The sequence below is a fragment of the [Enterobacter] lignolyticus SCF1 genome, from assembly GCF_000164865.1.
In the GTDB taxonomy this organism is placed as follows: domain Bacteria; phylum Pseudomonadota; class Gammaproteobacteria; order Enterobacterales; family Enterobacteriaceae; genus Enterobacter_B; species Enterobacter_B lignolyticus.
Genome location: NC_014618.1, coordinates 1775543 through 1802131, shown reverse-complemented (window position 1 = coordinate 1802131; position 26589 = coordinate 1775543). Strand labels below are relative to the sequence as shown.

The 26589-nt window shown below is 56.4% G+C and carries 26 protein-coding genes and 1 other annotated feature; of the genes, 14 read left to right on the top strand and 12 right to left on the bottom strand.

The window, feature by feature from the left end; genetic code table 11:
* Positions 1 to 256: 256 nt before the first annotated feature.
* Positions 257 to 1591, top strand: coding sequence for a 2-hydroxycarboxylate transporter family protein (locus ENTCL_RS08390; protein ID WP_013365689.1), 1335 nt, complete (start codon positions 257 to 259; stop codon positions 1589 to 1591).
* 68 nt (positions 1592 to 1659) lie between these two features.
* Here the strand turns inward: ENTCL_RS08390 and ENTCL_RS08385 are convergent, their stop codons facing one another.
* From ENTCL_RS08385 to dacD, 4 genes are all read right to left on the bottom strand, one after another.
* Complete coding sequence (locus ENTCL_RS08385) at positions 1660 to 1983, bottom strand: DUF496 family protein (protein ID WP_013365688.1); 324 nt, start codon at positions 1981 to 1983, stop codon at positions 1660 to 1662.
* A gap of 164 nt (positions 1984 to 2147) precedes the next feature.
* On the bottom strand, positions 2148 to 3206 hold the full coding sequence (locus ENTCL_RS08380) for an FUSC family protein (RefSeq protein WP_013365687.1): 1059 nt from the start codon (positions 3204 to 3206) through the stop codon (positions 2148 to 2150).
* A 100-nt stretch (positions 3207 to 3306) separates the two neighbouring features.
* The gene (sbmC, locus tag ENTCL_RS08375) at positions 3307 to 3780 is read right to left on the bottom strand and encodes a DNA gyrase inhibitor SbmC (RefSeq protein ID WP_013365686.1); all 474 of its coding nucleotides are present in this window, start codon (positions 3778 to 3780) and stop codon (positions 3307 to 3309) included.
* Positions 3781 to 3907: 127 nt separating this feature from the next.
* On the bottom strand, positions 3908 to 5080 hold the full coding sequence (gene dacD / locus ENTCL_RS08370) for a serine-type D-Ala-D-Ala carboxypeptidase DacD (protein ID WP_203415274.1): 1173 nt from the start codon (positions 5078 to 5080) through the stop codon (positions 3908 to 3910).
* A gap of 185 nt (positions 5081 to 5265) precedes the next feature.
* Here dacD and sbcB point away from each other — a divergent pair, with 185 nt between their 5' ends.
* Positions 5266 to 6690, top strand: coding sequence for an exodeoxyribonuclease I (gene sbcB / locus ENTCL_RS08365; RefSeq protein ID WP_013365684.1), 1425 nt, complete (start codon positions 5266 to 5268; stop codon positions 6688 to 6690).
* Between the two features lie 45 nt (positions 6691 to 6735).
* Here the strand turns inward: sbcB and fusA are convergent, their stop codons facing one another.
* Positions 6736 to 8838: an elongation factor G gene (fusA, locus tag ENTCL_RS08360; RefSeq protein ID WP_013365683.1), complete on the bottom strand. Its 2103-nt coding sequence runs from the start codon at positions 8836 to 8838 to the stop codon at positions 6736 to 6738.
* A gap of 239 nt (positions 8839 to 9077) precedes the next feature.
* Between fusA and ENTCL_RS08355 the strand changes: the two genes are divergently transcribed.
* Positions 9078 to 9389 (top strand): ArsR/SmtB family transcription factor, encoded by a 312-nt coding sequence (locus ENTCL_RS08355; protein ID WP_013365682.1) that lies wholly within the window; start codon positions 9078 to 9080, stop codon positions 9387 to 9389.
* Positions 9390 to 9457: 68 nt separating this feature from the next.
* Here ENTCL_RS08355 and ENTCL_RS08350 read toward each other — a convergent pair whose 3' ends face one another.
* The 4 genes from ENTCL_RS08350 to ENTCL_RS08340 form a co-directional block, all read right to left on the bottom strand.
* Positions 9458 to 10816, bottom strand: coding sequence for an APC family permease (locus tag ENTCL_RS08350; protein ID WP_013365681.1), 1359 nt, complete (start codon positions 10814 to 10816; stop codon positions 9458 to 9460).
* Entirely contained in the window at positions 10806 to 10868 is a 63-nt protein-coding gene (gene yoeI / locus ENTCL_RS23630; RefSeq protein WP_096335044.1) for a membrane protein YoeI, read from the bottom strand. The genes ENTCL_RS08350 and yoeI overlap by 11 nt, the downstream gene beginning before the upstream one ends.
* Before the next feature lie 231 nt (positions 10869 to 11099).
* Complete coding sequence (locus ENTCL_RS08345) at positions 11100 to 12017, bottom strand: LysR substrate-binding domain-containing protein (RefSeq protein ID WP_013365680.1); 918 nt, start codon at positions 12015 to 12017, stop codon at positions 11100 to 11102.
* A gap of 39 nt (positions 12018 to 12056) precedes the next feature.
* A complete protein-coding gene (locus ENTCL_RS08340) occupies positions 12057 to 12875 on the bottom strand; it encodes an SDR family oxidoreductase (protein ID WP_013365679.1) in 819 nt (272 codons plus the stop codon).
* 175 nt (positions 12876 to 13050) lie between these two features.
* On the opposite strand from ENTCL_RS08340, the gene hisL reads away from it, so the two are divergent.
* From hisL to ENTCL_RS08295, 10 genes are all read left to right on the top strand, one after another.
* Positions 13051 to 13101: a his operon leader peptide gene (gene hisL / locus ENTCL_RS23625; protein ID WP_004899375.1), complete on the top strand. Its 51-nt coding sequence runs from the start codon at positions 13051 to 13053 to the stop codon at positions 13099 to 13101.
* Positions 13077 to 13199 (top strand) — a sequence feature (His leader region). (Overlaps the previous gene by 25 nt.)
* Before the next feature lie 46 nt (positions 13200 to 13245).
* On the top strand, positions 13246 to 14145 hold the full coding sequence (gene hisG, locus ENTCL_RS08335; protein WP_013365678.1) for an ATP phosphoribosyltransferase: 900 nt from the start codon (positions 13246 to 13248) through the stop codon (positions 14143 to 14145).
* A gap of 3 nt (positions 14146 to 14148) precedes the next feature.
* A complete protein-coding gene (gene hisD / locus ENTCL_RS08330; protein ID WP_013365677.1) occupies positions 14149 to 15453 on the top strand; it encodes a histidinol dehydrogenase in 1305 nt (434 codons plus the stop codon).
* Entirely contained in the window at positions 15450 to 16511 is a 1062-nt protein-coding gene (gene hisC, locus ENTCL_RS08325; RefSeq protein ID WP_013365676.1) for a histidinol-phosphate transaminase, read from the top strand. Before hisD ends, hisC begins: the two co-directional genes overlap by 4 nt.
* Positions 16508 to 17575, top strand: coding sequence for a bifunctional histidinol-phosphatase/imidazoleglycerol-phosphate dehydratase HisB (hisB, locus tag ENTCL_RS08320; RefSeq protein ID WP_013365675.1), 1068 nt, complete (start codon positions 16508 to 16510; stop codon positions 17573 to 17575). The genes hisC and hisB overlap by 4 nt, the downstream gene beginning before the upstream one ends.
* Complete coding sequence (gene hisH / locus ENTCL_RS08315) at positions 17575 to 18165, top strand: imidazole glycerol phosphate synthase subunit HisH (RefSeq protein WP_013365674.1); 591 nt, start codon at positions 17575 to 17577, stop codon at positions 18163 to 18165. Before hisB ends, hisH begins: the two co-directional genes overlap by 1 nt.
* The gene (hisA, locus tag ENTCL_RS08310) at positions 18165 to 18902 is read left to right on the top strand and encodes a 1-(5-phosphoribosyl)-5-[(5-phosphoribosylamino)methylideneamino]imidazole-4-carboxamide isomerase (protein WP_013365673.1); all 738 of its coding nucleotides are present in this window, start codon (positions 18165 to 18167) and stop codon (positions 18900 to 18902) included. Before hisH ends, hisA begins: the two co-directional genes overlap by 1 nt.
* The gene (gene hisF / locus ENTCL_RS08305; protein WP_013365672.1) at positions 18884 to 19660 is read left to right on the top strand and encodes an imidazole glycerol phosphate synthase subunit HisF; all 777 of its coding nucleotides are present in this window, start codon (positions 18884 to 18886) and stop codon (positions 19658 to 19660) included. The genes hisA and hisF overlap by 19 nt, the downstream gene beginning before the upstream one ends.
* A complete protein-coding gene (gene hisIE, locus ENTCL_RS08300; RefSeq protein ID WP_013365671.1) occupies positions 19654 to 20253 on the top strand; it encodes a bifunctional phosphoribosyl-AMP cyclohydrolase/phosphoribosyl-ATP diphosphatase HisIE in 600 nt (199 codons plus the stop codon). Before hisF ends, hisIE begins: the two co-directional genes overlap by 7 nt.
* 135 nt (positions 20254 to 20388) lie before the next feature.
* Positions 20389 to 21393 (top strand): NAD-dependent epimerase, encoded by a 1005-nt coding sequence (locus tag ENTCL_RS08295; protein WP_013365670.1) that lies wholly within the window; start codon positions 20389 to 20391, stop codon positions 21391 to 21393.
* A gap of 47 nt (positions 21394 to 21440) precedes the next feature.
* Here ENTCL_RS08295 and ugd read toward each other — a convergent pair whose 3' ends face one another.
* Positions 21441 to 22607 (bottom strand): UDP-glucose 6-dehydrogenase, encoded by a 1167-nt coding sequence (gene ugd / locus ENTCL_RS08290; protein ID WP_013365669.1) that lies wholly within the window; start codon positions 22605 to 22607, stop codon positions 21441 to 21443.
* A gap of 229 nt (positions 22608 to 22836) precedes the next feature.
* Positions 22837 to 24243, bottom strand: coding sequence for an NADP-dependent phosphogluconate dehydrogenase (gndA, locus tag ENTCL_RS08285; protein ID WP_013365668.1), 1407 nt, complete (start codon positions 24241 to 24243; stop codon positions 22837 to 22839).
* 475 nt (positions 24244 to 24718) lie between these two features.
* Between gndA and ENTCL_RS08280 the strand changes: the two genes are divergently transcribed.
* Positions 24719 to 25465 carry a glycosyltransferase family protein gene (locus ENTCL_RS08280; protein WP_013365667.1) on the top strand — a complete coding sequence of 249 codons (747 nt, stop codon included), beginning with the start codon at positions 24719 to 24721 and terminating at the stop codon, positions 25463 to 25465.
* On the opposite strand, the gene wecB is transcribed toward ENTCL_RS08280, so the two are convergent.
* Positions 25462 to 26589 carry a non-hydrolyzing UDP-N-acetylglucosamine 2-epimerase gene (gene wecB / locus ENTCL_RS08275; protein WP_275248998.1) on the bottom strand — a complete coding sequence of 376 codons (1128 nt, stop codon included), beginning with the start codon at positions 26587 to 26589 and terminating at the stop codon, positions 25462 to 25464. The genes ENTCL_RS08280 and wecB overlap by 4 nt on opposite strands.

Below are 26589 nucleotides of genomic sequence, written 5' to 3'. Positions count from 1 at the left end.
ACTTACAAATATCGACACCCGCCCTTTCAATAACTTTAATTACAAAATAAAGAATTAAGTTATTTAAATAGAACATTACGCAGTGGTCACAAAATCGGCACAAAGAAAATTAACAGACCTTTTTAATGATAATCGCCTGTGTTAGTTTTTCCACGCTGCCTTTGCATGGTTCATCTCTGACAACTTTGTTCTTATTTTATATCGCTTTATTTTTAGTTATTCCCTACGTTTTTATTAATATAATCAGGTAACATAAATGGAAAATAATTCACTACATCATACCGTTGAGAAATCTGCTCCCGGCGGACAACCGCTGAGACTTTTGGGTAATATTGAAGTCGGTTCCGTACCGCTGGCGCTGTTTATTACCATCGCCGCTATCGTTGCCGCCTCCGGCGCGGCAGGTTTACTGCCGAAGAATATGATAGGCGGCCTCGCGGTCATCATGACCTTAGGCTTTGCGCTGGCGAAAATTGGCCGCATGATCCCCGTGCTGAGAGAGATTGGCGGCCCGGCGATCCTCTGTCTGATGGTGCCGTCGGTACTGGTCTATTTTGACGTGTTCCAGGCGCATACCATGGCGACCGTCCACCTGCTGATGAAAGAAGCGAATCTGCTCTATTTCGTGATTGCCTGCCTGGTGGTCGGCAGTATTCTGGGCATGAACCGGACTATCCTTATTCAGGGGATGATACGTATGTTTGTACCGTTAGTCGTCGGCACCGGGGCGGCTATCCTCAGCGGCCTGCTGGTGGGCTCCCTGTTCGGCTACAGTATTTATCACACCTTTTTCTTCATCATTGTGCCGATTATCGGCGGCGGTATCGGCGAAGGCATTTTACCGCTCTCTCTGGCCTACTCCGCTATCCTTGGACAAACCCCGGACGTCTACGTCGCCCAGCTGGCGCCTGCCGCCGTCGTTGGCAACATTTTCGCCATCATCTGCGCCGGGGTGCTGGCGCGTATGGGAAGCCGCCGTCCGTCGCTTTCCGGCAACGGGATGCTGATTCGCAGCCGCGAAGACAACAGCGTATTTACCCAGACTCAGAGCGTGCAGCAGACCGATTTCCAGCTGATGGGCGCCGGTTTACTGATGATTTGCGCCTTCTTCATCGTCGGCGGCCTGTTCGAAAAGCTGGTGCATATTCCCGGTCCGGTACTGATGATCCTCGCGGCGGTATTTTGTAAATACGCCAAAGTGATCCCGTCGTCGATGGAGATGGGCGCGCACAGCTGCTACAAGTTTGTATCAGCCGCGCTGGTGTGGCCGCTGATGATTGGCCTTGGCATGCTGTATGTACCGCTGGAGAGCGTGGTGGCGGTATTTTCCGTCGGCTATGTGGTGGTCTGCGGGTCGGTGGTGATCGCCATGACGCTGAGCGGCTTTTTCATTGCTTCACGGCTCAATATGTACCCGGTAGAGGCAGCTATCGTCACCTGCTGCCATAGCGGTCTCGGCGGAACGGGCGATGTCGCCATCCTGTCGGCGTCCAACCGGATGTCGCTGATGCCGTTCGCGCAGATCGCCACGCGCATCGGCGGCGCCTCGACGGTGATCGCCGCCACGCTGCTGCTGGGCTGGGTGGTTTAAGCCCGCGTGCAGGCAAAAAAAACGGTGAAAGCGCCAGGCTTTCACCGTCTTACTGAAGGGACAGGTAATTACTCAGCGGTTTTCTGCTCGCCCATCACTTTCAGCTTTTTGGAGATGTCGCGACGCTCTTTGGACAGCTCAGCGTTTTTGATGATGTAGTCATCAACGCGGTCTTCATAGTCGGTCTTCATGCTGACGATGATGCCCTGGATCGCCTCAACGCTCATCCCAGGCTTGATGTAGTCACTCAGGTTGTCGAGCAGCAGAACACGTTTCTGGTTGTCACGGATCTTTTTCTCAACGTCCTGAATTTCACGCTGCAGCTTGTTCTTACGGCGGAACAGACGAACAAACTCCAGTACGTCCTGGAACGAAGGTTTGGTTGTTTCCATTTTTACACCCCTAATGATTGAGATTCGGATTCGTAAAGCCATCGCGTAGGGTAAACATAACTGTTCGCGGCGGCTGATGACAATGGTTTTTGCTTTGGGTTTATCATAACCCTAAATACAGCTGAATCGAAACAAGCAGACGGTAAACCGCAGCCATATGAGCGTTATTTGCGCAACGCCCGGCAAATCAGATGCGACAGCAGCTCCAGCTGCCGCGCCAGCTCCATACTTAGCCATACGTAGCCGTGGATCGGCGTCTCGGACAGATTATCTCCCTGATACTCCCCCACCAGCTGGCGCAGCTCGGCGACAATCTCATTGAGCTTTTCATTGTTCGCCAGAATCGGCTGCGGGTTGCCTTCATACAGCGCATGGGCGATGGTCAGCAGCGTCTGCTGGGTCATCTGCTGCATATCGCGCAGCGTCTGGGCGTTGAGCATCACGTAGTGGCTGCCGCGCGACGCCCAGTAGGCGTTGATTTGCAGCTCCAGCATACAGACCAGGTTGCGGCTGACGGTTTGAATTCCCTCGAAAATTGCCTTCTGGATGTGCGTCTCTTTGCTGGCCGGGGTGATAAACCCGCGCATTTTCACCACGTCATTGAGGGCTTTCTGGATATATCGCTCCAGGCGCGGGCGCTCAAGCAGGTTGGGCGAAAAGCCCGCCTGGTACAGGCGGTTCAGTTCAGTGACGTAGCTCGCCATCTGGATGCGCCAGTGCAGAAACGCGCGCTGCGGCCAGATGCCGGTAAACAGCATCGCCAGCAGCGAACCGAAAATCACGTCGCCGGAGCGCCACAGCGCGGTGTGCATATCCCCCGCTGGCGCCCCCACCACCACCGCCAGAGTAATGCCGATCAGCAGCGCCTGATAGGGCTTTTTGCCGAGCGCCAGCCAGCCGCAGAGAAACATCGCCACGGCGCACCAGACGATCATCAGCGGCAGGGAAATCAGTTCGAGTTTTAGCGCCACCAGCCCGAGCGCGGAGCCGAGGATCGTCCCGCCGATACGCTCGAAGGCGCGCGGCACCACGTTGCCCCAGAACGAAATAGGCCCCATGATCACGACAATCGTGATCAGGGGCCACGTCCCTTCCGGAACATCAAGCAGGCGAATCAGTAAAAATGTCAGAACGAACGCCAGCGCAATGCGCACCCCGTGAACCACACGGTAGTGGCGATACAAGCGAATTTCAAAAGGACTGAGTGATTTATCGGCGCGCACACCCACTCTCCGGCCGGACTAAAAGCACAATTGTATCCGTTTTTCTGCTACACGGATCACGTGAGTGTAAATAACCATTAAATACCAATGGCTATTGGCGTTACCCCGCCCGACGGGACACCGCGATATACATTTCGATATCCCAGTAGCCGTCCTGATTACCGTCATTCAGATAGCGCTCAAAGCACGGTTTTGCCGCCATCTCCCAGGCCGTATCCGCAAGCACGCTGCCGAAGAACTGGTACCATGGGGTGGCGAAATCATGATTCACGACCCGCGCGCTGGCGACCGCATACTCGCCGCCGGACACCTGCGTCAGCATCACGCCCTCGCTGTTGGCCGGGATCTGAAAACCGGGTTCTACGGTCACCACCGTGTCGCAGCGCAGTTTTTCCGCCGGCACCTCGTCGGGGTTATCGTAATAGACCGCCAGCCACTCTTTCGCCGGAATGTCCCGGCCGTCAACCCACATCATTAGCTGTTCAAAACCTTGTTTTACCGTCTGTTCCCATGGGCCAACCATGTGAAAACCGGCCACGACACGCTGTTGTTCCTGTCTGATGCTGTATTCCATAAAGCCTCCGCATGTGAAGATTACTGTATAAATATACATATGAAATGTAGCAAAGCCATGTCAATGTAGTATGTGCGGTATTTCACAGAACGGAAAAGGGAAACGCCCCAAAAAAAGGGGCGTTTCGTCAGGCGCTGTGGTGCAGCCAGTCGCTAAAGCGGGAGAAAATGCCGCCTTTATTGACGCTTTCCAGCGTCACCAGCGGCCAGTGGGCGACCACCTTATCGCGATCGTACAGCTGGATTTCGCCCACGCGCTGATGCGCGGCGATGGGAGCATCAAGCTCTTTCGCGTCGAGGACATATTTAGCTTTGATGTTCGGCACTTCGGCTTTCGGCAACGCCAGCCAGAAATCCTGATCGGTGCCGAGGCGGATCTGCTCTTTGTCGCCGTACCAGATGCGCTCGCTGCCGACCTGTTTGCCGCTGTGCAGGATCTGGACGGTGTCGAAGTTCTGCTGGCCCCAGTGCAGCAGCTTGCGCGCCTGCTCTTCGCGGCCTTTTGCGCTTTCCGCGCCCATGACCACCGCGATCAGGCGGCGCTCGCCGTCTACCGCCGAAGCGATCAGGTTAAAGCCCGCTCCCGACGTGTGGCCGGTCTTCAGCCCGTCCACGTTCATGGTTTTATCCCACAGCAGGCCATTACGGTTTTGCTGGGTGATGCCGTTCCAGGTCAGGCTCTTTTCGCTGTACATGTGGTAGAAATCAGGCTCGCCGTGGATGATCGCGCGGGAAAGCACCGCCAGATCGTAGGCGGAGCTGTGCTGCCCCGGCGCATCAAGACCGTGCACCGTTTCAAAGTGGGTATCCTTCAGCCCCAGCTTCTGCACATAGCCGTTCATCAGCTGCACAAACTGCGGCTGGCCGCCCGCGACGTAATCCGCCAGCGCCACGCAGGCGTCGTTGCCGGAGTCAACGATAAGCCCGCGGCTCAGGTCGCGCACCGTCAGGCGATCGCCGGGTTTGAGGAACATCAGCGACGAGCCGTCAAACACCGGGTTCCCTTTCGCCCAGGCGTCGTGCCCTACGGTCACCATATCGTCCGGCGTGATTTTGCGGCTGTCGATAGCGCGATCGACCACGTAGCCGGTCATCAGCTTGGTTAAGCTGGCGGGATTGCGCTGCTGGTGTTCGTTGCCTGCCGTTAAGATTTGGCCGGTAGTGTAATCCATCAGCACCCATGCCCCAGCCTGAATGGCCGGCGGCGATACCGTGATGGGAAGCGCGTCTGCGGCAAATGCGCAGGAAATGCCCGAAGCGAGCAAAGATACAGCAATAAACATACGGCCTTTCAACAGCATATCCTCAACTTTCATCAATTCGCCGTCCTTTTTACGGGACTTACGCTTTACTGACAGCGTTAAATTGCAAGAAAGTATGACAACTCCTGCCGCAGGCGGCAGCGGAATCACCGCCTTACCCTTCTGATGGCGCGCCAAATCGTTTACCATGCTGGGTTCACGCGCATACGGATGACTGACAGACAATGCAAGAGACGCAATCGCCGCCTGGATTCCTTTTCCACGACTACGAAACCTTCGGCACCAGCCCGTCGCTGGACCGCCCCGCCCAGTTCGCCGCCCTTCGCACCGACGGTGATTTCAACGTCATCGGCGAGCCGGAAGTGTTCTACTGCAAACCGGCGGATGACTACCTGCCGCAGCCGCAGGCGGTGCTGATAACCGGCATTACGCCGCAGGAGGCGCTGGCCAAAGGGGAAAACGAAGCGGCCTTCGCCCGTCGCATTCATGCGCTGTTCACGGTGCCGAAAACCTGCGTTGTCGGCTACAACAACGTGCGCTTTGACGACGAAGTCACCCGCAATATCTTCTACCGCAATTTTTACGATCCTTACGCCTGGAGCTGGCAGAACCATAACTCGCGCTGGGACCTGCTGGACGTGATGCGCGCCTGCTACGCCCTGCGTCCGGAAGGGATCAACTGGCCGGAAAATGAGGACGGGCTGCCGAGCTTTCGCCTTGAGCACCTGACCCGCGCCAACGGCATTGAGCACAGCAACGCCCACGATGCGATGGCCGACGTATACGCCACCATCGCCATGGCGCAGCTGGTGAAATCGCGCCAGCCGCGGCTGTTTGACTACCTCTATACGTATCGCAATAAGAACAAGCTGGCGACGCTGATTGACGTGCCGCAGATGAAGCCGCTGGTGCATGTCTCCGGTATGTTTGGCGCATGGCGCGGGAATACCAGCTGGATAGCGCCGCTGGCCTGGCATCCGGATAACCGCAACGCGGTGATTGTGGTCGATCTGGCGGGCGACATGTCGCCGCTGCTTGAGCTGACGGCGGACGAGCTGCGCGATCGTCTGTATACCGCGAAGGCCAGTCTCGGCGATCTCGCCGCCGTACCGGTCAAGCTGGTGCACCTCAACAAATGCCCGGTGCTGGCCCAGGCGAATACCCTGCGCCCGGAAGATGCCGACCGTCTGGGCATTAACCGCCAGCAGTGTCTCGATAACCTGAAGCTGCTGCGAGACAACCCGCAGGTCCGCGACAAAGTGGTGGCGATTTTCGCCGACGCGGCGCCGTTTGTACCGTCGCAGAACGTGGATGCGCAGCTCTACAACGGCTTTTTCAGCGATGCGGATCGCGCGGCGATGAAAATCCTGCTGGAAACCGAACCGCGCAATCTGCCGGCGCTGGATTTGACCTTTGCCGATACGCGTATTGAAAAGCTGCTGTTCAACTACCGGGCGCGCAACTTCCCGGGCACCCTTGACGACGCCGAGCAGCAGCGCTGGCTGCAGCATCGCCGCGAGGTGTTCACCCCCGAGTTTTTACAGGCCTACGCCGATGAGCTGCAGCTGCTCAGCCAGCAGTATGCAGAGGATAAGGCGAAGCTCGCGCTGCTGAAAACGCTGTGGCAGTACGCGCAGGATATTGTCTGAGACAGGAGTATGTCCGGGCGGCGTCCCTGCTGCCCGGAGAAGGCGTTACGCTTTCGCGCGGCTGGCGATGATCGCCTCCGCCACAGTGCGCGGCGCTTCAGCATAGTGATGAAACTCCATGCTGTAGGTCGCCCGGCCCTGGGACATGGAACGTAGCGTGGTGGAGTAGCCAAACATCTCGGCAAGCGGCACGTCAGCGCGAATAATCTGGCTGCCGTAGCGCTCCTCCATGCCCTGCACCATCCCGCGACGCGACGAAAGATCGCCCATAATGTTGCCGGCATACGCCTCCGGCGTTTCCACTTCCACATGCATCACCGGCTCGAGAATCACCGGTTCGGCCCTGCGCGCCCCCTCCTTGAAGCCGAAAATCGCCGCCATGCGGAACGCCATTTCCGACGAGTCGACGTCGTGGTATGAGCCAAAGGTCAGCGTCGCCTTGACGTCGACGACCGGGTAGCCAGCCAGCACGCCGGTGCCCATCGCCTCACGCAGCCCTTTTTCCACCGACGGAATGTACTCGCGCGGCACCACGCCGCCCTTGGTGGCGTCCTCAAACGCAAAGCCGCTGCCAGGCTCCCGCGGCTCAAGGGTCAGCACCACGTGGCCGTACTGCCCTTTACCGCCGGACTGACGGACGAATTTCCCCTCGATGTCCCTGACGGTCTTACGCAGCGTTTCGCGATAGGTGACCTGCGGGCGGCCAATATTGGCCTCCACGCCAAACTCGCGCTTCATGCGGTCGACGATGATTTCTAGATGCAGCTCGCCCATCCCGGAAATAATGGTCTGCCCGGACTCCTCATCGGTATGCAGGCGGAACGACGGGTCCTCCGACGCCAGCCGCTGCAGAGCAATGCCCATTTTCTCCTGATCCGCTTTGGTTTTCGGCTCAATGGCGAGCGAAATCACCGGCTCCGGAAACTCCATCCGTTCAAGCGTTATCACCGCATTCGGATCGCACAGGGTGTCGCCGGTGGTCACATCCTTCAGGCCAACGCAGGCGGCGATATCCCCGGCGTGCAGCTCCTCCACGTCGTGCCTGTCGTTGGCGTGCATCAGCACGATGCGCCCGATACGCTCCTTCTTCTCCTTAACCGGGTTATACACCGCATCGCCTTTTTTCAGCACGCCGGAGTAGACGCGGATAAAGGTCAGCTGGCCGACGTAGGGATCGGTCATCAGCTTGAACGCCAGCGCCGAAAACGGCTCTTCATCGCCGGGATGACGCTCGTCGGGCCGCCCTTTCTCGTCCACGCCGTCGATGGCCGGAATATCGCGCGGCGAGGGCATCAGCTCAACCACCGCATCGAGCATGCGCTGCACGCCTTTATTCTTAAACGCGCTGCCGCACAGGACCGGCTGGATCTCGCCGCCGACGGTGCGCTTACGCAGCCCCGCGACGATTTCCTCCTCGCTCAGGTCGCCGGTTTCCAGATATTTATCCATCAGCGCGTCGCTGGCCTCCGCCGCCGCCGAGACCATTTTCTCCCGCCACTGCTGCGCGGTGGCGAGCAGCGCGTCCGGCACCGGCGCGTAGCTGAAGGTCATCCCCTGGGTGGCGTCGTCCCAGTAAATAGCGCGCATGCGGGCAAGATCCACCACGCCGACGAAATGCTCCTCGCTGCCGATTGGAATCACAATCGGTACCGGGTTGGCCTTCAGACGGTCAATCATCATCTGCACGACGCGGAAAAAATCGGCGCCGGGGCGGTCCATTTTATTGACGAACGCCAGCCGGGGAACATGGTACTTGTTGGCCTGACGCCACACGGTTTCCGATTGCGGCTGCACGCCGCCCACGGAGTCGTACACCATCACCGCGCCGTCCAGCACGCGCATGGATCGCTCCACCTCAATGGTGAAATCCACGTGGCCGGGGGTATCGATAATGTTGATGCGGTGCGGCTCAAAGCTCCGGTCCATGCCGGGCCAGAAGCAGCTGACCGCCGCCGAGGTGATGGTGATTCCACGCTCCTGCTCCTGCGCCATCCAGTCGGTCGTTGCAGCGCCATCGTGTACTTCGCCCATCTTGTGGCTCATTCCGGTGTAAAACAGAATGCGCTCAGTGGTCGTGGTTTTACCGGCATCGATATGCGCGGAGATACCGATGTTGCGATAACGTTCGAGAGGGATGGGTCGGGGCATGATGCGTCCTTAGTCGTTTTGACTGTCAGTTAACGGCCATAATGTGCCGTGGTTTATGTAACGGCATCTATCATAGTACAACTGTACGAGTATATTCGAACTATTTTTGCTATCGTTACTATTGATCAAGCCGCGACGGCGCGCGTAGCGCGGGAAAAGCAGTTTGGGTATAGTAGCGGCCAGCCGCCGATTTGGACTGCTGCCCGCAAACGCAGAGCACTCGCCGACACAGGAATAGTATGATCGCCAATCACCCCGAACGTGAACAAATTCGCCTTGAAAATGTCCTTTCCGCTCTCGGAAACCCTCTGCGGCTGGAAATTATCAGAGCGCTTGCCGACGGCAGCGAGCTGAGCTGCAACGCCCTGCGCCAGGACGATATCGCCAAATCGACCATGACCCACCACTGGCGGGTGCTGCGCGACAGCGGCGTTATCTGGCAACGCCCGCAGGGGCGGGAGAATATGATTTCGCTGCGCCGGGAGGACCTGGACGCGCGCTTTCCCGGGCTGCTGGATACCCTGCTGAAGGTGATGCAACAGGCCGAATGAAATGAAGAGAAGCAGAAACAAAAAAGCCGGAGGATAACGCCTCCGGCTTTTCTTATCGTATCACGCGATCAGGCAATATCTTCGTACTGCGGAACCGGGTTGCGGAAGCTCTTCGTCACGCAGGCCAGGTACACCAGGCCGATACCGCCCCAGATGAGGCCCAGAATCATGGAGCTCTCTTCGAGGTTAATCCACAGCGCGCCGACGGTCAGCGCGCCGCATACCGGTAGCACCAGGTAGTTGAAGTGGTCTTTCAGCGTTTTGTTGCGCTTCTCACGGATCCAGAACTGCGAGATAACCGAGAGGTTAACGAAGGTGAAAGCCACCAGCGCGCCAAAGTTGATCAGCGCCGTTGCGGTCACCAGGTCGAAGTTAATCGCCAGCAGCGCGATGGCGCCAACCAGCAGCACGTTCCACGCCGGCGTGCGCCATTTCGGGTGCACATAGCCGAAGAAACGGGTCGGGAACACGCCGTCACGGCCCATCACGTACATCAGGCGGGAAACGCCCGCATGCGCCGCCATGCCGGAGGCCAGTACGGTCACGCTGGAGAAAATCAGCACGCCCCACTGGAAGGTTTTACCGGCAACATACAGCATGATTTCCGGCTGAGACGCGTCCGGATCCTTAAAGCGGGAGATATCCGGGAAATACAGCTGCAGGAAATAGGAGGCGCCGATAAAGATAAGCCCGCCGATCAGCGCGGTCAGGAAAATCGCCCGCGGGATCACGCGCTCGGCGTCTTTGGTCTCTTCAGACAGCGAAGAGATACCGTCAAAGCCGAGGAACGAGAAGCACAGGATGGTCGCCCCGGTGATCATCGGCACGACGTGCGCGCCTTCGGACCAGAACGGACGGGTGCTGGTCAGCGTACCCGCGCCTTCGCCGTGCGATACGCCGTAGATGATCAGGCCGACGATAACCGCCACAATCCCCATCTGCAGAATAACGATCAGGGTATTGAAGTTCGCCACGGTCTTAATGCTGCGCAGGTTAGAGATGGTCATAAAGGCCACCAGCGCCACCACGAAGATCCACGACGGTACGGAAGGCACCAGCGCTTCAAAGTAAATTTTCGCCAGCAGGATGTTGATCATCGGCATGAACAGGTAGTCCAGCAGGGATGACCAACCCACCATAAAGCCAACCGCCGGGCTAATGGATTTCTGGGCATAGGTATATGCAGAGCCAGCGGACGGGAAACGGCGAACCAGCTTGCCGTAGCTCAGCGCTGTAAAGAGAATCGCGATCAGCGCGAAGGCATACGCCGTCGCTACGTGACCGTCGGTGAGGCCTGATACGATACCGAATGTATCGAACAGCGTCATTGGCTGCATATAGGCAAGACCCATCATGACAACCGGAATCAGCGTAAGCGTTTTACGCAATTCCACGCGAGAGGTGTTTGGAGTAACGTTATGCGACATGATCATTCTCCTTCACGGCGAATGCCGTCGCGTAAGCAAAAAATTGCCCCATTTTTTACGGATTCCTCAGCGACAACAACTGTCGGTTTTTAGTAAATATCTATCCGGTACGAAGCCCGGCCTCTTGGTTTTGAATGACGTTTCTTTGTTGCAAAAAAATAACCGACGCGTTAATAAACGTCGGTTAATCTCTATTTTGCAGGGGGCGTATTGTGCCCTCTTCCCCTGGCAAAAACAAGAGAATGAGAGCCCCATCAAATAAATGCCTGATCTAAATGTCTGATTAGTCATCATTATTAGAGGTATACACCGCAGCAATAGCACTATTTGCTAAAATATTATCTCGCCACCAGGTGCTGGCAAGGCCTGAGGTCTGCTCATTCCAGCCGATCCATACCGCATCGAAGGGTAAATGGGCCGCAACCTGTTTTTCCACCAGCGCACCACGTTCAATATGCCGCTGCGCCAGATACCGCGGCAAATAGCCGCATCCGAGCCCGCTGATGTGCAGCTCCAGTTTAGTCTTAAAATCAAAAACCGTGAGCGCTTCCTGATCCTCAAGCAGCTGCTGAAACGCTGAGCACCCCAGCGCGGCGTCATCGCCCACGATCACGGCGCGAAATCGCTTAATGGTGCGGCGGCTCAGCGGCTCCGGCTCCCGTGCCAGCGGATGCTGCGGCGCCACCACGAAAATTTGCTCCAGAAAGCCAAGCGGCGAGAAACCAAAACCGCTCAGCGGCGGCGGGTCGCGCAGCGCGCCGACGACGATATCGGCCCGCCCGCTCGCCAGCGCCTCCCAGGAGTCGCCCAGCACGCCGCGAATGAACTTGAGGCGGGTGACGTTATGCTGCTGGTAAAAATCCTCAATCAGCGGCGTTAATAATAAGAAAGGAAAGGTGTCGTCAACGGCGATCACCAGATTGTTTTCCCAGCCCTCGTGCAGCTTAACGGCCTGCTTTTCCAGCTCACGCACCGTATGCAGCACTTCGCGGCCTTTTTCCAGCAGCATTTGTCCTGTGCGGGTGAAGGTCGCGCGATGGCCGCTGCGATCGAGCAGCTGGATATTGAGGTCGCTTTCCAGTTTGTGCACGGTATAGCTGAGCGCCGACGGTGTTTTGAAGAGCTTTGCCGACGCTGCGGCAAAGCTCCCTTCTTTATCGAGCGCATCAAGAATGATGAGAACGTCCAGCAGTGGCTTCATCGTCGCCCCCTTGCGGTACGCGATTTCAGCGCTGGCAGTTTATTCCATTGGCATGACCAGCGGATCGGGGTACTGATACTCAAACCCCAACTCATGGCAGATTCGGCTGCCGTCTATCGTTTTGCCCTTACCGCCGCTGTCACTAAACACCGGCGGCGCAAGGCCGAGCTCACGCGCCATCAGCGGATAAAACGTCGCCCGGGACGGGTGCTGCGGCGCGCAGAGGTTATAAATACGCCCGCCCTTTGGCGCCTGCAGCAGCAGGGTGATCGCGGCAACCGCATCCTCCAGGTGCACCAGGTTAACGCCATGCTGGCCGTCCGGCGCGGATTTCCCGGCAAAAAAGCGTCCCGGATGCCGCCCCGGCCCCACCAGGCCGGAGAGACGCACGATGTCCACCGAGGTCCCCGGCAGGTTGTGCAGCCAGTCTTCCAGCTCTTTAAGCACCAGGCCGCTGGTGGTCACCGGCACCCGCGGCGTATTCTCCTTCACCACACCCTGAACGTCGCCGTAGACCGACGTCGAGCTGGTGAACACAATGCGCGGGATACGATGCGCCAGCGCGCTGTCGACGATTTCCTGGACCGCCCGCAGGTAGAAGTCCTCTCCCTGGCCGGTACGACGCGCCGGCAGCGTGATGACCAGCGCGTCGACGTTCATTAGCGCGTCCAGGTCGTCCGTTTCGCAATCAAGCTGCGGTTCAAGGCGCAGCGGATAGCTTTCAATACCGCACATTCTCGCCGCTTCGACGCCGTCCTGAGTGGTTTTGCTGCCGGTGACGTCCCAGCCGCGGGCCATCAGCGAAAGGGCCAGCGGCATACCCAGCCATCCTAACCCTACAATTGCGACCTTTTTCATCTTTGTCTCCTGCGTCGTTGGCGCTCCTTTATTAAGGCTACGCCAGGGCGCGGCAACTGACAATTTATCTGGTGAATATGAAATGAATTAAAGTTCAAAAAAAGCCCTTGCTTTCCGTGTCGGAAGTGGTTTAGGTTAAAGGACATCAAGTGCATAGGCATTCAACGAGAATTTTATGAACCGCGTTCAATTTAAACACCACCATCATCACCATCACCCTGACTAGTCTTTCAGGCGATGTGTGCTGGAAGACAGTTAGATCTTCCAGTGGTGCAGAACGCAAGAGAGAGCCCCCGGAAGATCGTCTTCCGGGGGCTTTTTTTTGGACCGGATTCACCGCGATTCAGACAGGAATACAGAGGATAAGAGCATGTTAGATAACAACCGTTTACGCATAGCTATGCAGAAATCGGGCCGTCTTAGCGATGATTCACGCGAATTACTGGCCCGCTGCGGGATAAAAATCAACCTTCACACCCAGCGCCTGATCGCCATGGCGGAGAATATGCCTATCGATATTCTGCGCGTGCGTGATGACGATATCCCGGGTCTGGTGATGGACGGTGTTGTCGACCTCGGCATTATCGGCGAGAACGTGCTGGAAGAAGAGCTGCTGAGCCGCCGCGCCCAGGGCGAGGACCCGCGCTACTTTACCCTGCGCCGCCTTGACTTCGGCGGCTGCCGCCTGTCGCTGGCGACGCCGGTCGATGAGGTCTGGGACGGTCTGGCGGCGCTCGACGGCAAACGTATCGCCACCTCTTACCCGCACCTGCTCAAGCGTTATCTCGATCAAAAAGGCATCAGCTTTAAATCCTGTCTGCTCAACGGTTCTGTGGAAGTGGCGCCGCGCGCGGGTCTTGCCGACGCGATATGCGACCTGGTGTCGACCGGCGCTACGCTTGAGGCCAACGGCCTGCGCGAAACAGAGGTTATCTACCGTTCCAAAGCCTGCCTTATCCAGCGCGACGGCGAGATGCCGGAGGCCAAGCAGCAGCTTATCGACCGCCTGCTGACCCGCATCCAGGGCGTGATTCAGGCCCGTGAATCCAAATACATCATGATGCATGCGCCGACCGAGCGTCTGGACGAGGTCGTCGCCCTGCTGCCGGGTGCCGAGCGCCCGACGATTCTGCCGCTGGCAGGCGATCAGCAGCGCGTGGCGATGCACATGGTCAGCAGCGAAACGCTGTTCTGGGAAACCATGGAAAAACTGAAGGCCCTGGGCGCCAGCTCTATTCTGGTGCTGCCGATTGAGAAGATGATGGAGTAAGCCATGAGCTTTAATACCGTAATCGACTGGAACACCTGTAGCCCCCAGCAGCAGCGCGCGCTGCTGCTGCGCCCGGCCATTGGTGCCTCAGAGAGCATCAGCCGCACCGTGAGCGACATCCTCGACAACGTTCGCGCCCGCGGCGATGCAGCGCTGCGCGAGTACAGCGCGAAGTTCGATAAAACCGAGGTCGGCGCGCTGAAGGTTACCGCGCAGGAGATAGACGACGCCAGCGCGCGCCTGAGCCCGGCGCTGAAGCAGGCGATGGCCGTCGCGGTGAAAAACATTGAAACCTTCCACACCGCGCAACAGCTGCCGGGCGTGGACGTAGAGACCCAGCCCGGCGTGCGCTGCCAGCAGGTCACCCGTCCGGTCGCATCCGTCGGGCTGTATATTCCAGGCGGTTCGGCTCCGCTCTTTTCCACCGTGCTGATGCTGGCGACGCCCGCCCGCATCGCCGGCTGCCGGCAGGTGGTGCTGTGCTCGCCGCCGCCGATCGCCGACGAAATTCTCTATGCCGCCCGCCTGTGCGGCGTGCAGGACGTGTATAAGGCTGGCGGCGCGCAGGCGATTGCCGCGATGGCGTTCGGCAGCGAATCGGTGCCGAAGGTCGACAAAATTTTCGGGCCGGGCAACGCCTTCGTCACCGAAGCGAAGCGCCAGGTCAGCCAGCGTCTTGACGGCGCGGCGATCGACATGCCCGCAGGCCCGTCGGAGGTGCTGGTGATCGCCGACAGCGGCGCAACGCCGGATTTCGTCGCCTCGGACCTGCTCTCGCAGGCGGAGCACGGCCCGGACTCACAGGTGATCCTGCTGACGCCGGATGCGCAGATGGCCGCCCGCGTCGCCGAGGCCGTCGAGCGCCAGCTCGCCGAACTGCCGCGCGCCGATACCGCCCGCCAGGCACTCTCGGCAAGCCGCCTGATTGTCGCCCGCGATATCGGGCAGTGCATCAGCATCTCCAACCAGTACGGGCCGGAGCACCTGATTATCCAGACGCGTAACGCCCGGGAGCTGGTCGAACGCATCACCAACGCCGGTTCGGTGTTTCTTGGCGACTGGTCGCCGGAATCCGCTGGCGATTACGCCTCCGGCACCAACCATGTGCTGCCGACCTACGGCTATACCGCAACCTGCTCAAGCCTCGGGCTTGCCGATTTCCAGAAGCGGATGACGGTACAGGAGCTGTCCCGCGACGGTTTCGCGTCGCTGGCGGCTACCATTGAAACGCTGGCTACGGCCGAACGTCTGACTGCCCACAAAAACGCCGTTACGCTGCGCGTTGCAGCCCTTAAGGAGCAAGCATGAGCATCGAAGAGTTAGCCCGCAAGAACGTCCGCGACCTGACGCCGTATCAGTCCGCCCGCCGCCTCGGCGGTAAAGGCGACGTCTGGCTGAACGCCAACGAGTATCCGACCCCGGTCGCCTATGCGCTTACCCAGCAGACGCTCAACCGCTACCCGGAATGCCAGCCGAAAATGGTGATCGACCGCTATGCGCAGTATGCCGGGCTGAAGCCGGAGCAGGTGCTGGTCAGCCGCGGCGCCGATGAAGGTATTGAGCTGCTGATCCGCGCGTTCTGCGAGCCGGGCCAGGACGCTATCCTGTTCTGCCCGCCGACCTACGGCATGTACAGCGTCAGCGCGGAAACCTTCGGCGTCGAGTGCCGTACCGTCCAGGCGCTGGAGGACTGGCAGCTCAACCTGCCGGCGATTGCCGAACAGCTTGCGGGGGTGAAGGTGGTGTACGTGTGCAGCCCCAACAACCCGACCGGGCAGATAATCAATCCTCAGGACATGCGCACGCTGCTGGAAATGACCCGCGGCAAGGCGCTGGTGGTCGCGGATGAAGCCTACATCGAGTTCTGCTCGCAGGCGACGCTTACCGGCTGGCTGGCCGACTATCCGCACCTGGTGGTGCTGCGTACCTTATCCAAAGCCTTTGCGCTGGCCGGGCTGCGCTGCGGCTTTACGCTCGCGAGCGAAGAAGTCATCGCCCTGCTGCTGAAGGTGATTGCCCCCTACCCGCTGTCGACTCCGGTCGCCGATATCGCCGCCCAGGCGCTGAGCCCGCAGGGCATCGTCGCGATGCGCGAGCGCGTGGCGCAAATCCTCGACGAGCGCGCGTATCTGGTCAGCAACCTGCGCGATATCGCCTGCGTCGAGCAGGTTTTTGACTCAGAAACCAACTACATTCTGGTGCGGTTCACTGCCTCAAGCACAGTATTTAAATCTCTGTGGGATCAGGGCATTATCTTACGTGACCAGAACAAACAACCTTCTTTAAGCGGCTGCCTGCGTATTACCATCGGCACCCGCGCAGAGAGCCAGCGCGTCATTGACGCCCTTCGAGCGGAGAACGTATGACTCAGAAGTTCCTCTTTATTGATCGTGATGGCACGCTGATTGCTGAGCCTCCGAGCGATTTCCAGGTAGACCGTTTCGATAAGCTGGCCTTCGAGCCGGAGGTGATCCCCTCCCTGCTGAAGCTGCAGCAGGCCGGGTTTCGTCTGGTGATGATCACCAATCAGGACGGTCTGGGCACCAGCAGCTTCCCGCAGGCGGATTTCGACGGCCCGCACGACCTGATGATGCAAATTCTCACCTCCCAGGGCGTGAACTTCGACGATGTGCTGATTTGCCCGCACCTCCCGCAGGACAACTGCGACTGCCGCAAACCGAAAATGAAGCTGGTGTCGCGCTGGCTGGAAAGCGGCGTGATGGACGCAGCGAACAGCTACGTCATCGGCGATCGCGCGACCGACGTGACCCTCGGCGACAACATGGGCATCACCGGCCTGCTGTATAACCGCGATACGCTGGGCTGGAAAGCGATTACCGCGCAGCTCACGCAGCGCGACCGCTACGCCCACGTCGAGCGCAATACCCGTGAAACCCAGGTTGACGTTAAGGTCTGGCTGGACCGCGAAGGCGGCAGCAGGATCAACACCGGCGTCGGTTTCTTCGATCATATGCTCGACCAGATCGCCACCCACGGCGGTTTTCGCCTGGAGGTGACGGTCAAAGGCGACCTCTATATTGACGATCACCACACCGTTGAGGATACCGGCCTGGCGCTCGGCGAGGCCCTGAAGCTGGCGCTGGGCGATAAGCGCGGCATCAACCGTTTCGGCTTTGTGCTGCCGATGGACGAATGCCTCGCGCGCTGCGCGCTGGACATTTCCGGGCGCCCGCACCTTGAGTATCGCGCCGAATTCACCTATCAACGCGTCGGCGACCTGAGCACCGAGATGATTGAGCACTTCTTCCGCTCGCTCTCCTACACCATGGGCGTGACGCTGCACCTGCGAACCAAAGGCAAGAACGATCACCATCGCGTCGAAAGCCTGTTTAAGGCCTTTGGCCGCACGCTGCGCCAGGCCATTCGCGTAGAAGGTGACGCTCTTCCCTCCTCGAAAGGAGTGCTGTGATGAACGTGGTGATCCTCGATACCGGCTGCGCCAACCTGCATTCAGTGACTTCCGCCATCCGGCGTCACGGCTATGAGCCGGTGATTAGCCGCGATCCCGACGTCGTGCTGCGCGCCGATAAGCTGTTTTTACCCGGCGTCGGCACCGCGCAGGCGGCTATGGACCAGCTTCGCGAGCGCGAGCTTATCGGGCTGATTAAAGCCTGCACCCAGCCGGTGCTGGGGATCTGCCTTGGCATGCAGCTGCTCGGACGCCACAGCGAGGAGACCAACGGCGTCGACCTGTTGGGCATTATCGATCAGGACGTGCCGAAAATGCCCGATACCGGCCTGCCGCTGCCGCACATGGGCTGGAACCGCGTCTACGCCAAAGCGGGCGACCGGCTGTTTCGCGGCATCGAGGACGGCGCGTACTTTTACTTTGTGCACAGCTATGCCATGCCGGTAAACCCCAACACCATTGCCCAGTGCAATTACGGTGAGCCGTTCACCGCCGCCGTACAACAAGAGAATTTCTATGGCGTGCAGTTTCACCCGGAGCGCTCCGGCGCCGCGGGCGCGCAGCTGCTGAAAAACTTTCTGGAGATGTGATGATTATTCCGGCTTTGGATTTAATTGACGGTACCGTCGTACGCCTCCATCAGGGCGATTACGGCCAGCAGCGCGACTACGGCAACGACCCGCTGCCCCGGCTGCAGGAGTATGCCGCGCAGGGCGCGCAGGTGCTGCACCTCGTGGATTTGACCGGCGCGAAAGATCCGGCCAGACGGCAAATCGCGCTGCTGAAAACGCTGGTGGCCGGTGTCGATGTGCCGGTGCAGGTCGGCGGCGGCATCCGCACCGAAGAGGACGTTGCCGCGCTGCTTGACGCCGGGGTCTCCCGCGTGGTGGTCGGCTCGACGGCGGTAAAATCGCCGGAGGTAGTGAAAGGCTGGTTCATGCGCTTTGGCGCGGAAAAGCTGGTATTGGCGCTGGATGTGCGCATTGACGACGCGGGCAGCAAACAGGTGGCGGTCAGCGGCTGGCAGGAGAACTCCGGCGTTACGCTGGAGGCGCTGGTCGAGACCTACCTGCCGGTGGGCCTGCAGCACGTGCTGTGTACCGATATCTCCCGCGACGGCACGCTGGCGGGGTCTAACGTCTCGCTGTATCAGGAGGTGTGCGCCCGCTATCCGCAGGTGGCGTTTCAGTCTTCTGGCGGCATTGGCGATATTAACGACGTGGCCGCGCTTCGCGGAACCGGCGTGCGCGGCGTTATCGTCGGCCGCGCCCTGCTGGAAGGTAAATTTAACGTAGCGGAGGCAATCGAATGCTGGCAAAACGGATAATCCCCTGTCTTGACGTGCGCGACGGACAGGTGGTGAAAGGCGTGCAGTTCCGCAACCACGAAATTATCGGCGACATCGTCCCGCTGGCGAAGCGCTATGCCGAAGAGGGCGCGGATGAGCTGGTATTTTACGATATTACCGCCTCCAGCGACGGCCGCGTGGTCGACAAGAGCTGGGTTACCCGCGTGGCCGAAGTTATCGATATTCCCTTCTGCGTCGCAGGGGGCATTAAGTCGGTGGAAGACGCCGCGCAGATCCTCTCCTTCGGCGCCGATAAAATTTCGGTAAATTCGCCGGCGCTGGCGGACCCGACGCTGATTACCCGCCTGGCGGACCGCTTTGGCGTGCAGTGCATTGTGGTCGGTATCGACACCTGGTATGACGGCGCGAGCGGCAAATACCACGTGAACCAGTATACCGGCGACGAAAGCCGGACCCGCGTCACCCGGTGGGAAACCCTCGACTGGGTGCAGGAGGTGCAAAAACGCGGCGCCGGAGAGATTGTACTGAACATGATGAACCAGGACGGCGTGCGCAACGGCTACGACCTTGAGCAGCTGCGCAAAGTGCGCGGCGTCTGCCACGTGCCGCTCATCGCCTCCGGCGGCGCGGGCACCATGGCGCACTTCCTCGAGGCATTCCGCGACGCCAACGTCGACGGCGCGCTGGCGGCCTCCGTGTTCCACAAACAGATAATTAATATTGGCGAATTAAAAGCGTACCTGGCGGCACAGGGCGTGGAGATAAGGGTATGTTGACAGAACTTCTGGACTGGGAAAAAACCGATGGGCTGATGCCTGCGGTGATCCAGCACGCGGTGTCCGGCGAGGTGCTGATGTTGGGCTATATGAACCAGGACGCGCTGGCGAAAACGCAGGAAACCGGCAAGGTGACCTTCTTTTCGCGCACCAAACAGCGCCTGTGGACCAAGGGGGAAACCTCGGGCCATTTTCTCAACGTGGTCAGCATCGCGCCGGACTGCGATAACGACACGCTGCTTGTGCTGGTGAATCCGATTGGCCCAACCTGCCATAAGGGCACGTCAAGCTGCTTTGGCGACAGCAGCCATCAGTGGCTGTTCCTCTGGCAGCTCGAGCAGCTGCTGGCCTCGCGCAAAACCGCCGACCCGGCAAGCTCGTATACGGCAAAGCTGTACGCCAGCGGCACCAAGCGTATCGCGCAGAAAGTGGGTGAAGAAGGCGTCGAAACGGCGCTTGCCGCCACCGTGCATGACCGCGAGGAGCTGACCAACGAAGCGTCAGACCTGATGTACCACCTGCTGGTCCTGCTGCAGGACCAGAATCTGGACCTGACGACCGTCATTGAGAATCTTCGCCGTCGCCACAGGTAAATCTGCCCGGGGGGCCATTCCGGCTCCCTGCTAACCCTCTGATACACATTCCCGACATTAACAGGTATCATCTGCGCACCCATCTGCGTAAAAGATTCATTGCAGATACTGGATGACTATAATTCGAGGTTTAAGATGAAATTTCTGGTCACTGGCGCCGCCGGCTTTATCGGCTATCACGTATGCGATCGCCTGCTCAAGGCAGGACATCAGGTTGTTGGTATTGATAATCTGAATGATTACTACGATGTCAGCCTGAAACAAGCGCGACTGGATCTCCTGAGCTCGCCAGATTTCACTTTTCATAAAATCGATCTGGCTGACCGTGTCGCCATGCCCGCGCTTTTTGCGGAAGAAAAATTCGACCGCGTCATTCATCTGGCAGCACAGGCAGGCGTACGCTACTCGCTGGAAAACCCGCATGTCTACGCGGATGCCAACCTGATTGGCCACCTCAACGTGCTTGAGGGTTGCCGCCATAATAAGGTGCAGCACCTGCTGTATGCGTCATCAAGCTCCGTGTACGGCCTGAACCGCAAGATGCCGTTCTCTACCGATGACCCTGTCGATCACCCGGTATCGCTGTACGCCGCCACCAAAAAAGCCAACGAGCTGATGGCGCATACCTATTCGCACCTGTATAACCTACCGACTACCGGCCTGCGTTTCTTTACGGTCTACGGCCCGTGGGGTCGCCCGGATATGGCGCTGTTCAAGTTCACCAAAGCGATGCTCGAAGGTAAGAGCATCGACGTATATAACTACGGCAAGATGAAGCGTGATTTCACCTACGTCGACGACATTGTCGAAGCTATCATCCGTATGCAGGACGTTATCCCGCAGCCGAACCCGGAGTGGACCGTGGAAACCGGCTCCCCGGCGACCAGCTCCGCGCCTTATCACGTGTACAATATCGGCAACAGCGCGCCGGTCGAGCTGATGGATTACATCACCGCCCTCGAAGAGGCCCTGGGTATTGAAGCGAAGAAAAACATGATGCCGCTGCAGGCTGGCGACGTGCTGGAGACCAGCGCCGACACCAAACCGCTGTTTGAGGTCTGCGGCTTTAAACCGCAAACGTCGGTCAAAGACGGCGTGAAGAACTTTGTTGACTGGTATCGCGGGTACTATAACAAATAGTAAAAAGGCCCTCAATTTGAGGGCCTTTTTACTGTAGTCTGCAAGGCTTAATCATTGCCAAACAGGTCGCGGGTATAAACTTTATCCGCAACGTCCGCCAGCTCTTCCGCCATACGGTTGGAGATGATAACGTCCGACTCCTTCTTGAACGCTTCCAGGTCGCGTACCACGCGGGAACGGAAGAACTCATCTTCCTGCATTACCGGTTCGTAAATAATAACCTGTACGCCTTTCGCCTTGATACGCTTCATGATCCCCTGAATAGAGGAAGCGCGGAAGTTATCAGAACCGCTCTTCATGATAAGACGATACACGCCGACCACTTTGGGCTGACGTGAAAGAATGGAGTCAGCGATGAAATCCTTACGCGTACGGTTAGCATCCACAATGGCCGAAATAATGTTGTTCGGCACCGACTGGTAGTTCGCCAGCAGCTGCTTGGTGTCTTTCGGCAGGCAGTAGCCGCCGTAGCCAAATGACGGGTTGTTGTAATGATTGCCAATACGCGGGTCAAGGCAGACACCTTCGATAATCTGGCGGCTATTCAGGCCCAGACTTTCCGCGTAGCTGTCCAGCTCGTTGAAGTACGCCACACGCATCGCCAGATAGGTGTTGGCGAACAGCTTGATAGCTTCAGCTTCTGTAGAATCGGTGAACAGCGTCGGGATCTCTTTTTTGATTGCCCCTTCCTGCAGCAGCGCGGCAAAACGCTCGGCGCGCTCGGAGCGCTCGCCAATTACGATACGCGACGGGTGCAGGTTGTCATACAGCGCACGCCCTTCGCGCAGGAATTCCGGCGAGAAGATGACGTTATCAATACCGTATTTTTCCTTCACAGACTGGGTAAAACCCACCGGAATGGTCGATTTGATGATCATCACCGCCTTCGGGTTGATCTCCGTGACGTCGCGGATTACCGATTCCACGCTGGTGGTATTGAAGTAGTTGGTTTTCGGGTCGTAATCGGTCGGTGTGGCGATTATCACATAGTCCGCGTTGCGATAGGCGTCCTGTTTGTCCGTCGTGGCGCGGAAGTTGAGCGGCTTCGTTGCCAGGTACTCTTCAATCTCTTTATCCACAATCGGGGAGCGCTTCTGGTTGAGCATGTCCACTTTGGCCTGCACGATGTCCAGCGCCACAACCTCATGGTTTTGGGCAATCAGAATGCCGTTGGAGAGACCTACGTAACCTGTACCGGAAATTGTTATTTTCATTCGCTAATGACTTCTGTGAGTTAACTGTAGAGATGGTAGCTTTACCATCACGATAATCAATAACTGTTGGGCTTTTTACCTCTGACTCCCAGGGCTGTCAAGGCGCAGACGGTCAATCACTGCTCCGTTGAACCGACATTCAGACTACTTCGAGCTCCAAAAGCCGTTTTGCGATAAAAAAAAGCCCGGAGCGAACCCCGGGCCTGGTGTTACGGAAGGCTAAATCAGATTAGTCCAGCCATTCGGTGTGGAAGACACCGTCTTTATCCGTACGCTTATATGTGTGCGCGCCAAAGTAATCGCGCTGGGCCTGGATCAGGTTCGCCGGCAGCACCGCAGAACGGTAGCTGTCATAGTAAGCGACGGCCGCGGAGAACGTTGGCACCGGAATGCCGTTCTGCACGGCATAGGCGACAACATCACGCAGCGCCTGCTGGTAGTCGTCGGCAATTTTCTTGAAGTACGGCGCCAGCAGCAGGTTGGCGATGCCCGCATTTTCAGCATAGGCATCGGTGATCTTCTGCAGGAACTGCGCGCGAATGATGCAGCCCGCACGGAAGATTTTCGCGATTTCGCCGTAGTTCAGATCCCAGTTGTTCTCATCGGAAGCCGCGCGCAGCTGAGAGAAGCCCTGAGCATAGGAGACTATCTTGCCTAGGTACAGCGCGCGACGCACCTTCTCGATAAATTCAACTTTATCGCCAGCCGGTTTCGCCTGCGGGCCGCTCAACACTTTAGAGGCGGCGACACGCTGCTCTTTGAGTGAAGAGATGTAGCGCGCAAAAACGGACTCCGTGATCAGAGAGAGCGGTTCGCCGAGGTCCAGAGAGCTCTGGCTGGTCCATTTACCGGTGCCTTTGTTTGCCGCTTCATCCAGGATCACATCGACCAGGTATTTACCCTCTTCATCTTTTTTGGTGAAGATGTCTTTAGTGATGTCGATGAGGTAGCTGTTCAGCTCGCCTTTGTTCCACTCGGTGAAAGTTTCAGCGAGTTCTTCATTGGAGAGGTTCAGGCCGCCTTTCAGCAGGGCATAAGCTTCAGCAATCAGCTGCATGTCGCCGTATTCGATGCCGTTGTGAACCATCTTCACATAATGGCCTGCACCGTCTGCACCGATATAGGTTACGCACGGTTCGCCATCTTCAGCCACGGCTGCGATTTTGGTCAGGATAGGCGCAACCAGTTCGTACGCATCTTTCTGACCGCCAGGCATAATAGAAGGGCCTTTCAGCGCGCCCTCTTCACCACCGGAAACACCGGTGCCGATGAAGTTGAAGCCTTCAGCAGACAGCTCACGGTTACGACGAATGGTGTCCTGGAAGAAGGTGTTACCGCCATCAATGATGATGTCGCCTTTATCAAGGTACGGCTTCAGGGAGTCGATAGCTGCATCTGTACCAGCGCCCGCCTTCACCATCAACAGGATACGACGCGGTGTTTCAAGAGACTCGACGAACTCCTGCACCGTGTAGTAAGGAACCAGTTTTTTGCCCGGGTTTTCGGCAATAACTTCTTCAGTCTTTTCACGGGAGCGGTTGAAGATGGAGACGGTATAACCACGGCTTTCAATGTTGAGCGCCAGGTTGCGCCCCATCACTGCCATACCGACGACGCCGATTTGTTGCTTGGACATTTTTTACTCCTACATACGGGGAAACTGTTGCGGCCTCTAATGTAGCGCAAATGTATGCTTTATTAAAACGATTCATTTAATGAAGCACAACAAGATAAACTTGCTCTGGCAGTATCAAATGTGCAGGAGCAGAGTTATCGATACTAGATTTAAAGTGATAACATGAATGCAAGCAAGCTTATCACTGGCACACATCTATATTTTTCACCATAAAGACACTTTAACAATTTTTTGTAATTAGTCACACAACCGAAAATATGAACAGCACATGCTCCTATTACTCTTAAATAAGCAATCTTATCTTAAATTGACTCATACGCCCCCCACCACAGAAAGAGCTTTCAGCAGCCAAAAAGTTTCAAAAAAGAATGATAAACATTCATTAAAATTATAAAATACGGTTGCCTAAACTCTCCACATGAAGGTATTATGAACAAATTATTTTCATTACTCAGTCACAGTAAGTGTGCCAGATATGATTTTTTTAAGCATTATCAACCATAATCATGATCATCTGATAGTCGCTAACACCACTCTGCCGCTGATTGCACAAAGCAACCCGGTTATCATTAAGTCAAATACACCTGCGTCCGATGCGCTTAAAAATTTTGCAACTCGTTACAAGATAACGTTGCTTAACTGTGACTATGGGCTAGGTTTTGGAGAAAATAATAATTACGTATTTCAATATTTGGTGAATAACAACTTAATCACTGACGCTGATTATTTTCTAGTTATCAACCCAGATGTTGTTATTGAGAGTCATGAGTTCAAAAAATTAGATGACGCTATTAAGACTTATAAATCAGATATATTTACCATCAATCTTTTTCATGACCAATATTATACTAAACCAGAACTGTCGGTGCGCCGTTTTCCAAAGCTAACAGGTCCATTGAAAGGATTACTAAGCAAGGAGTCGCGTTCTGATGCCTACGATAAAAAATCAATAACACAGCCTTTAGAAGTAGATTGGGCCGCTGGTTCCTTTTTATTATTTAAGAAAAGTGCTTATGAGATACTTGGGGGATTCGACACAAAATACTTTATGTACTTTGAGGACGTCGATATTTGTCGAAGGGCAAAAAAAATGGAAATGCCCCTTATGTACTTACCAAATATTCAAGCTATACATAAAGGGGCCTTTAATAATAGAAAACTTTACTCCAGGCACTTTAGATGGTACCTAATCAGCTACCTGACGTATCATTTTCTTAGTTAAGCATTGAGAGAAGTGATTATGGCATCAGCGATCCGTGCTGACGCTTTACCATCACCATATGGATTATGTGCAAAACTCATTGCTTCATACTCTGACTGGTCGGACAGAAGCGCAGCAACCGTATCAAATATGCGCTTCTCATCTGTACCAACGAGTTTTACGGTACCCGCAGCTACAGCTTCCGGTCTTTCTGTCGTATCACGCATAACAAGAACGGGTTTACCAAGTGATGGCGCCTCCTCCTGTATACCACCAGAATCGGTCAGTATAATACTCGATGCATCCATCAAAAACACAAACGGCAGATAATCTAGAGGCTCAATAAGATAAATATTATCTTGTCCAAGAAGTACAGTGTTAACCACACCACGTACGTTTGGGTTTAAGTGCACAGGATAAACAAAATCCACGTTAGGGAATGCTTTCGCCAATTTCAAAATTGCATTGCAGATTCTTTCAAAGCCACCACCAAAGCTTTCACGGCGATGACCAGTAATTAACACAATACGCCGTTTCTGGTCGATAAATTCGAATTTTTTCTTTAACTCGCTGGTTAACACAGGATCGTTAGCCAATTTTTCTTTTACCATAAGCAGAGCATCTATAACCGTATTTCCAGTGACAACAATATTGTTCTGCGGAATATTTTCCAAGCGTAAGTTTTCAGCGGAAGTCGATGTAGGTGCAAAATGCAAATTAGCCAATGCTCCGGTTATTTTTCTGTTGCCTTCTTCTGGCCATGGAGAATAAATATTATTCGTTCTGAGACCTGCCTCAACATGACCAACCTTAATCTGTTGATAATAGCTAGCAAGAGTCGCTGACAATGTAGTAGCAGTATCCCCATGTACTAATACATAATCAGGCTTAAATTCCTGGAGAACAGTACGTAACCCGACAAGAATAGCAGATGTTACATCCGTTAAATCCTGACCAGGCTTCATAATATTGAGATCAAAGTCAGGAGAAATATTAAATAATTGTAAGACCTGGTCAAGCATTTCTCTGTGTTGAGCAGTAACACATACTTTACTTTCGAATCGGCAATCGCCCTTTAAGCACTCAACTACGGGTGCCATTTTGATTGCTTCAGGTCGGGTTCCGAAAATAGATAATACTTTAAT

Bases quoted from the DNA above. Each gene is read 5' to 3' on its own strand.
- ENTCL_RS08390 (WP_013365689.1), top strand. From the start codon at position 257: ATGGAAAATAATTCACTACATCATACCGTTGAGAAATCTGCTCCCGGC.
- ENTCL_RS08385 (WP_013365688.1), bottom strand. From the start codon at position 1,983: ATGGAAACAACCAAACCTTCGTTCCAGGACGTACTGGAGTTTGTTCGT.
- sbmC (WP_013365686.1), bottom strand. From the start codon at position 3,780: ATGGAATACAGCATCAGACAGGAACAACAGCGTGTCGTGGCCGGTTTT.
- dacD (WP_203415274.1), bottom strand. From the start codon at position 5,080: ATGCTGTTGAAAGGCCGTATGTTTATTGCTGTATCTTTGCTCGCTTCG.
- sbcB (WP_013365684.1), top strand. From the start codon at position 5,266: ATGCAAGAGACGCAATCGCCGCCTGGATTCCTTTTCCACGACTACGAA.
- fusA (WP_013365683.1), bottom strand. From the start codon at position 8,838: ATGCCCCGACCCATCCCTCTCGAACGTTATCGCAACATCGGTATCTCC.
- ENTCL_RS08355 (WP_013365682.1), top strand. From the start codon at position 9,078: ATGATCGCCAATCACCCCGAACGTGAACAAATTCGCCTTGAAAATGTC.
- ENTCL_RS08350 (WP_013365681.1), bottom strand. From the start codon at position 10,816: ATGTCGCATAACGTTACTCCAAACACCTCTCGCGTGGAATTGCGTAAA.
- ENTCL_RS08345 (WP_013365680.1), bottom strand. From the start codon at position 12,017: ATGAAGCCACTGCTGGACGTTCTCATCATTCTTGATGCGCTCGATAAA.
- ENTCL_RS08340 (WP_013365679.1), bottom strand. From the start codon at position 12,875: ATGAAAAAGGTCGCAATTGTAGGGTTAGGATGGCTGGGTATGCCGCTG.
- hisG (WP_013365678.1), top strand. From the start codon at position 13,246: ATGTTAGATAACAACCGTTTACGCATAGCTATGCAGAAATCGGGCCGT.
- hisD (WP_013365677.1), top strand. From the start codon at position 14,149: ATGAGCTTTAATACCGTAATCGACTGGAACACCTGTAGCCCCCAGCAG.
- hisC (WP_013365676.1), top strand. From the start codon at position 15,450: ATGAGCATCGAAGAGTTAGCCCGCAAGAACGTCCGCGACCTGACGCCG.
- hisB (WP_013365675.1), top strand. From the start codon at position 16,508: ATGACTCAGAAGTTCCTCTTTATTGATCGTGATGGCACGCTGATTGCT.
- hisH (WP_013365674.1), top strand. From the start codon at position 17,575: ATGAACGTGGTGATCCTCGATACCGGCTGCGCCAACCTGCATTCAGTG.
- hisA (WP_013365673.1), top strand. From the start codon at position 18,165: ATGATTATTCCGGCTTTGGATTTAATTGACGGTACCGTCGTACGCCTC.
- hisF (WP_013365672.1), top strand. From the start codon at position 18,884: ATGCTGGCAAAACGGATAATCCCCTGTCTTGACGTGCGCGACGGACAG.
- hisIE (WP_013365671.1), top strand. From the start codon at position 19,654: ATGTTGACAGAACTTCTGGACTGGGAAAAAACCGATGGGCTGATGCCT.
- ENTCL_RS08295 (WP_013365670.1), top strand. From the start codon at position 20,389: ATGAAATTTCTGGTCACTGGCGCCGCCGGCTTTATCGGCTATCACGTA.
- ugd (WP_013365669.1), bottom strand. From the start codon at position 22,607: ATGAAAATAACAATTTCCGGTACAGGTTACGTAGGTCTCTCCAACGGC.
- gndA (WP_013365668.1), bottom strand. From the start codon at position 24,243: ATGTCCAAGCAACAAATCGGCGTCGTCGGTATGGCAGTGATGGGGCGC.
- ENTCL_RS08280 (WP_013365667.1), top strand. From the start codon at position 24,719: ATGATTTTTTTAAGCATTATCAACCATAATCATGATCATCTGATAGTC.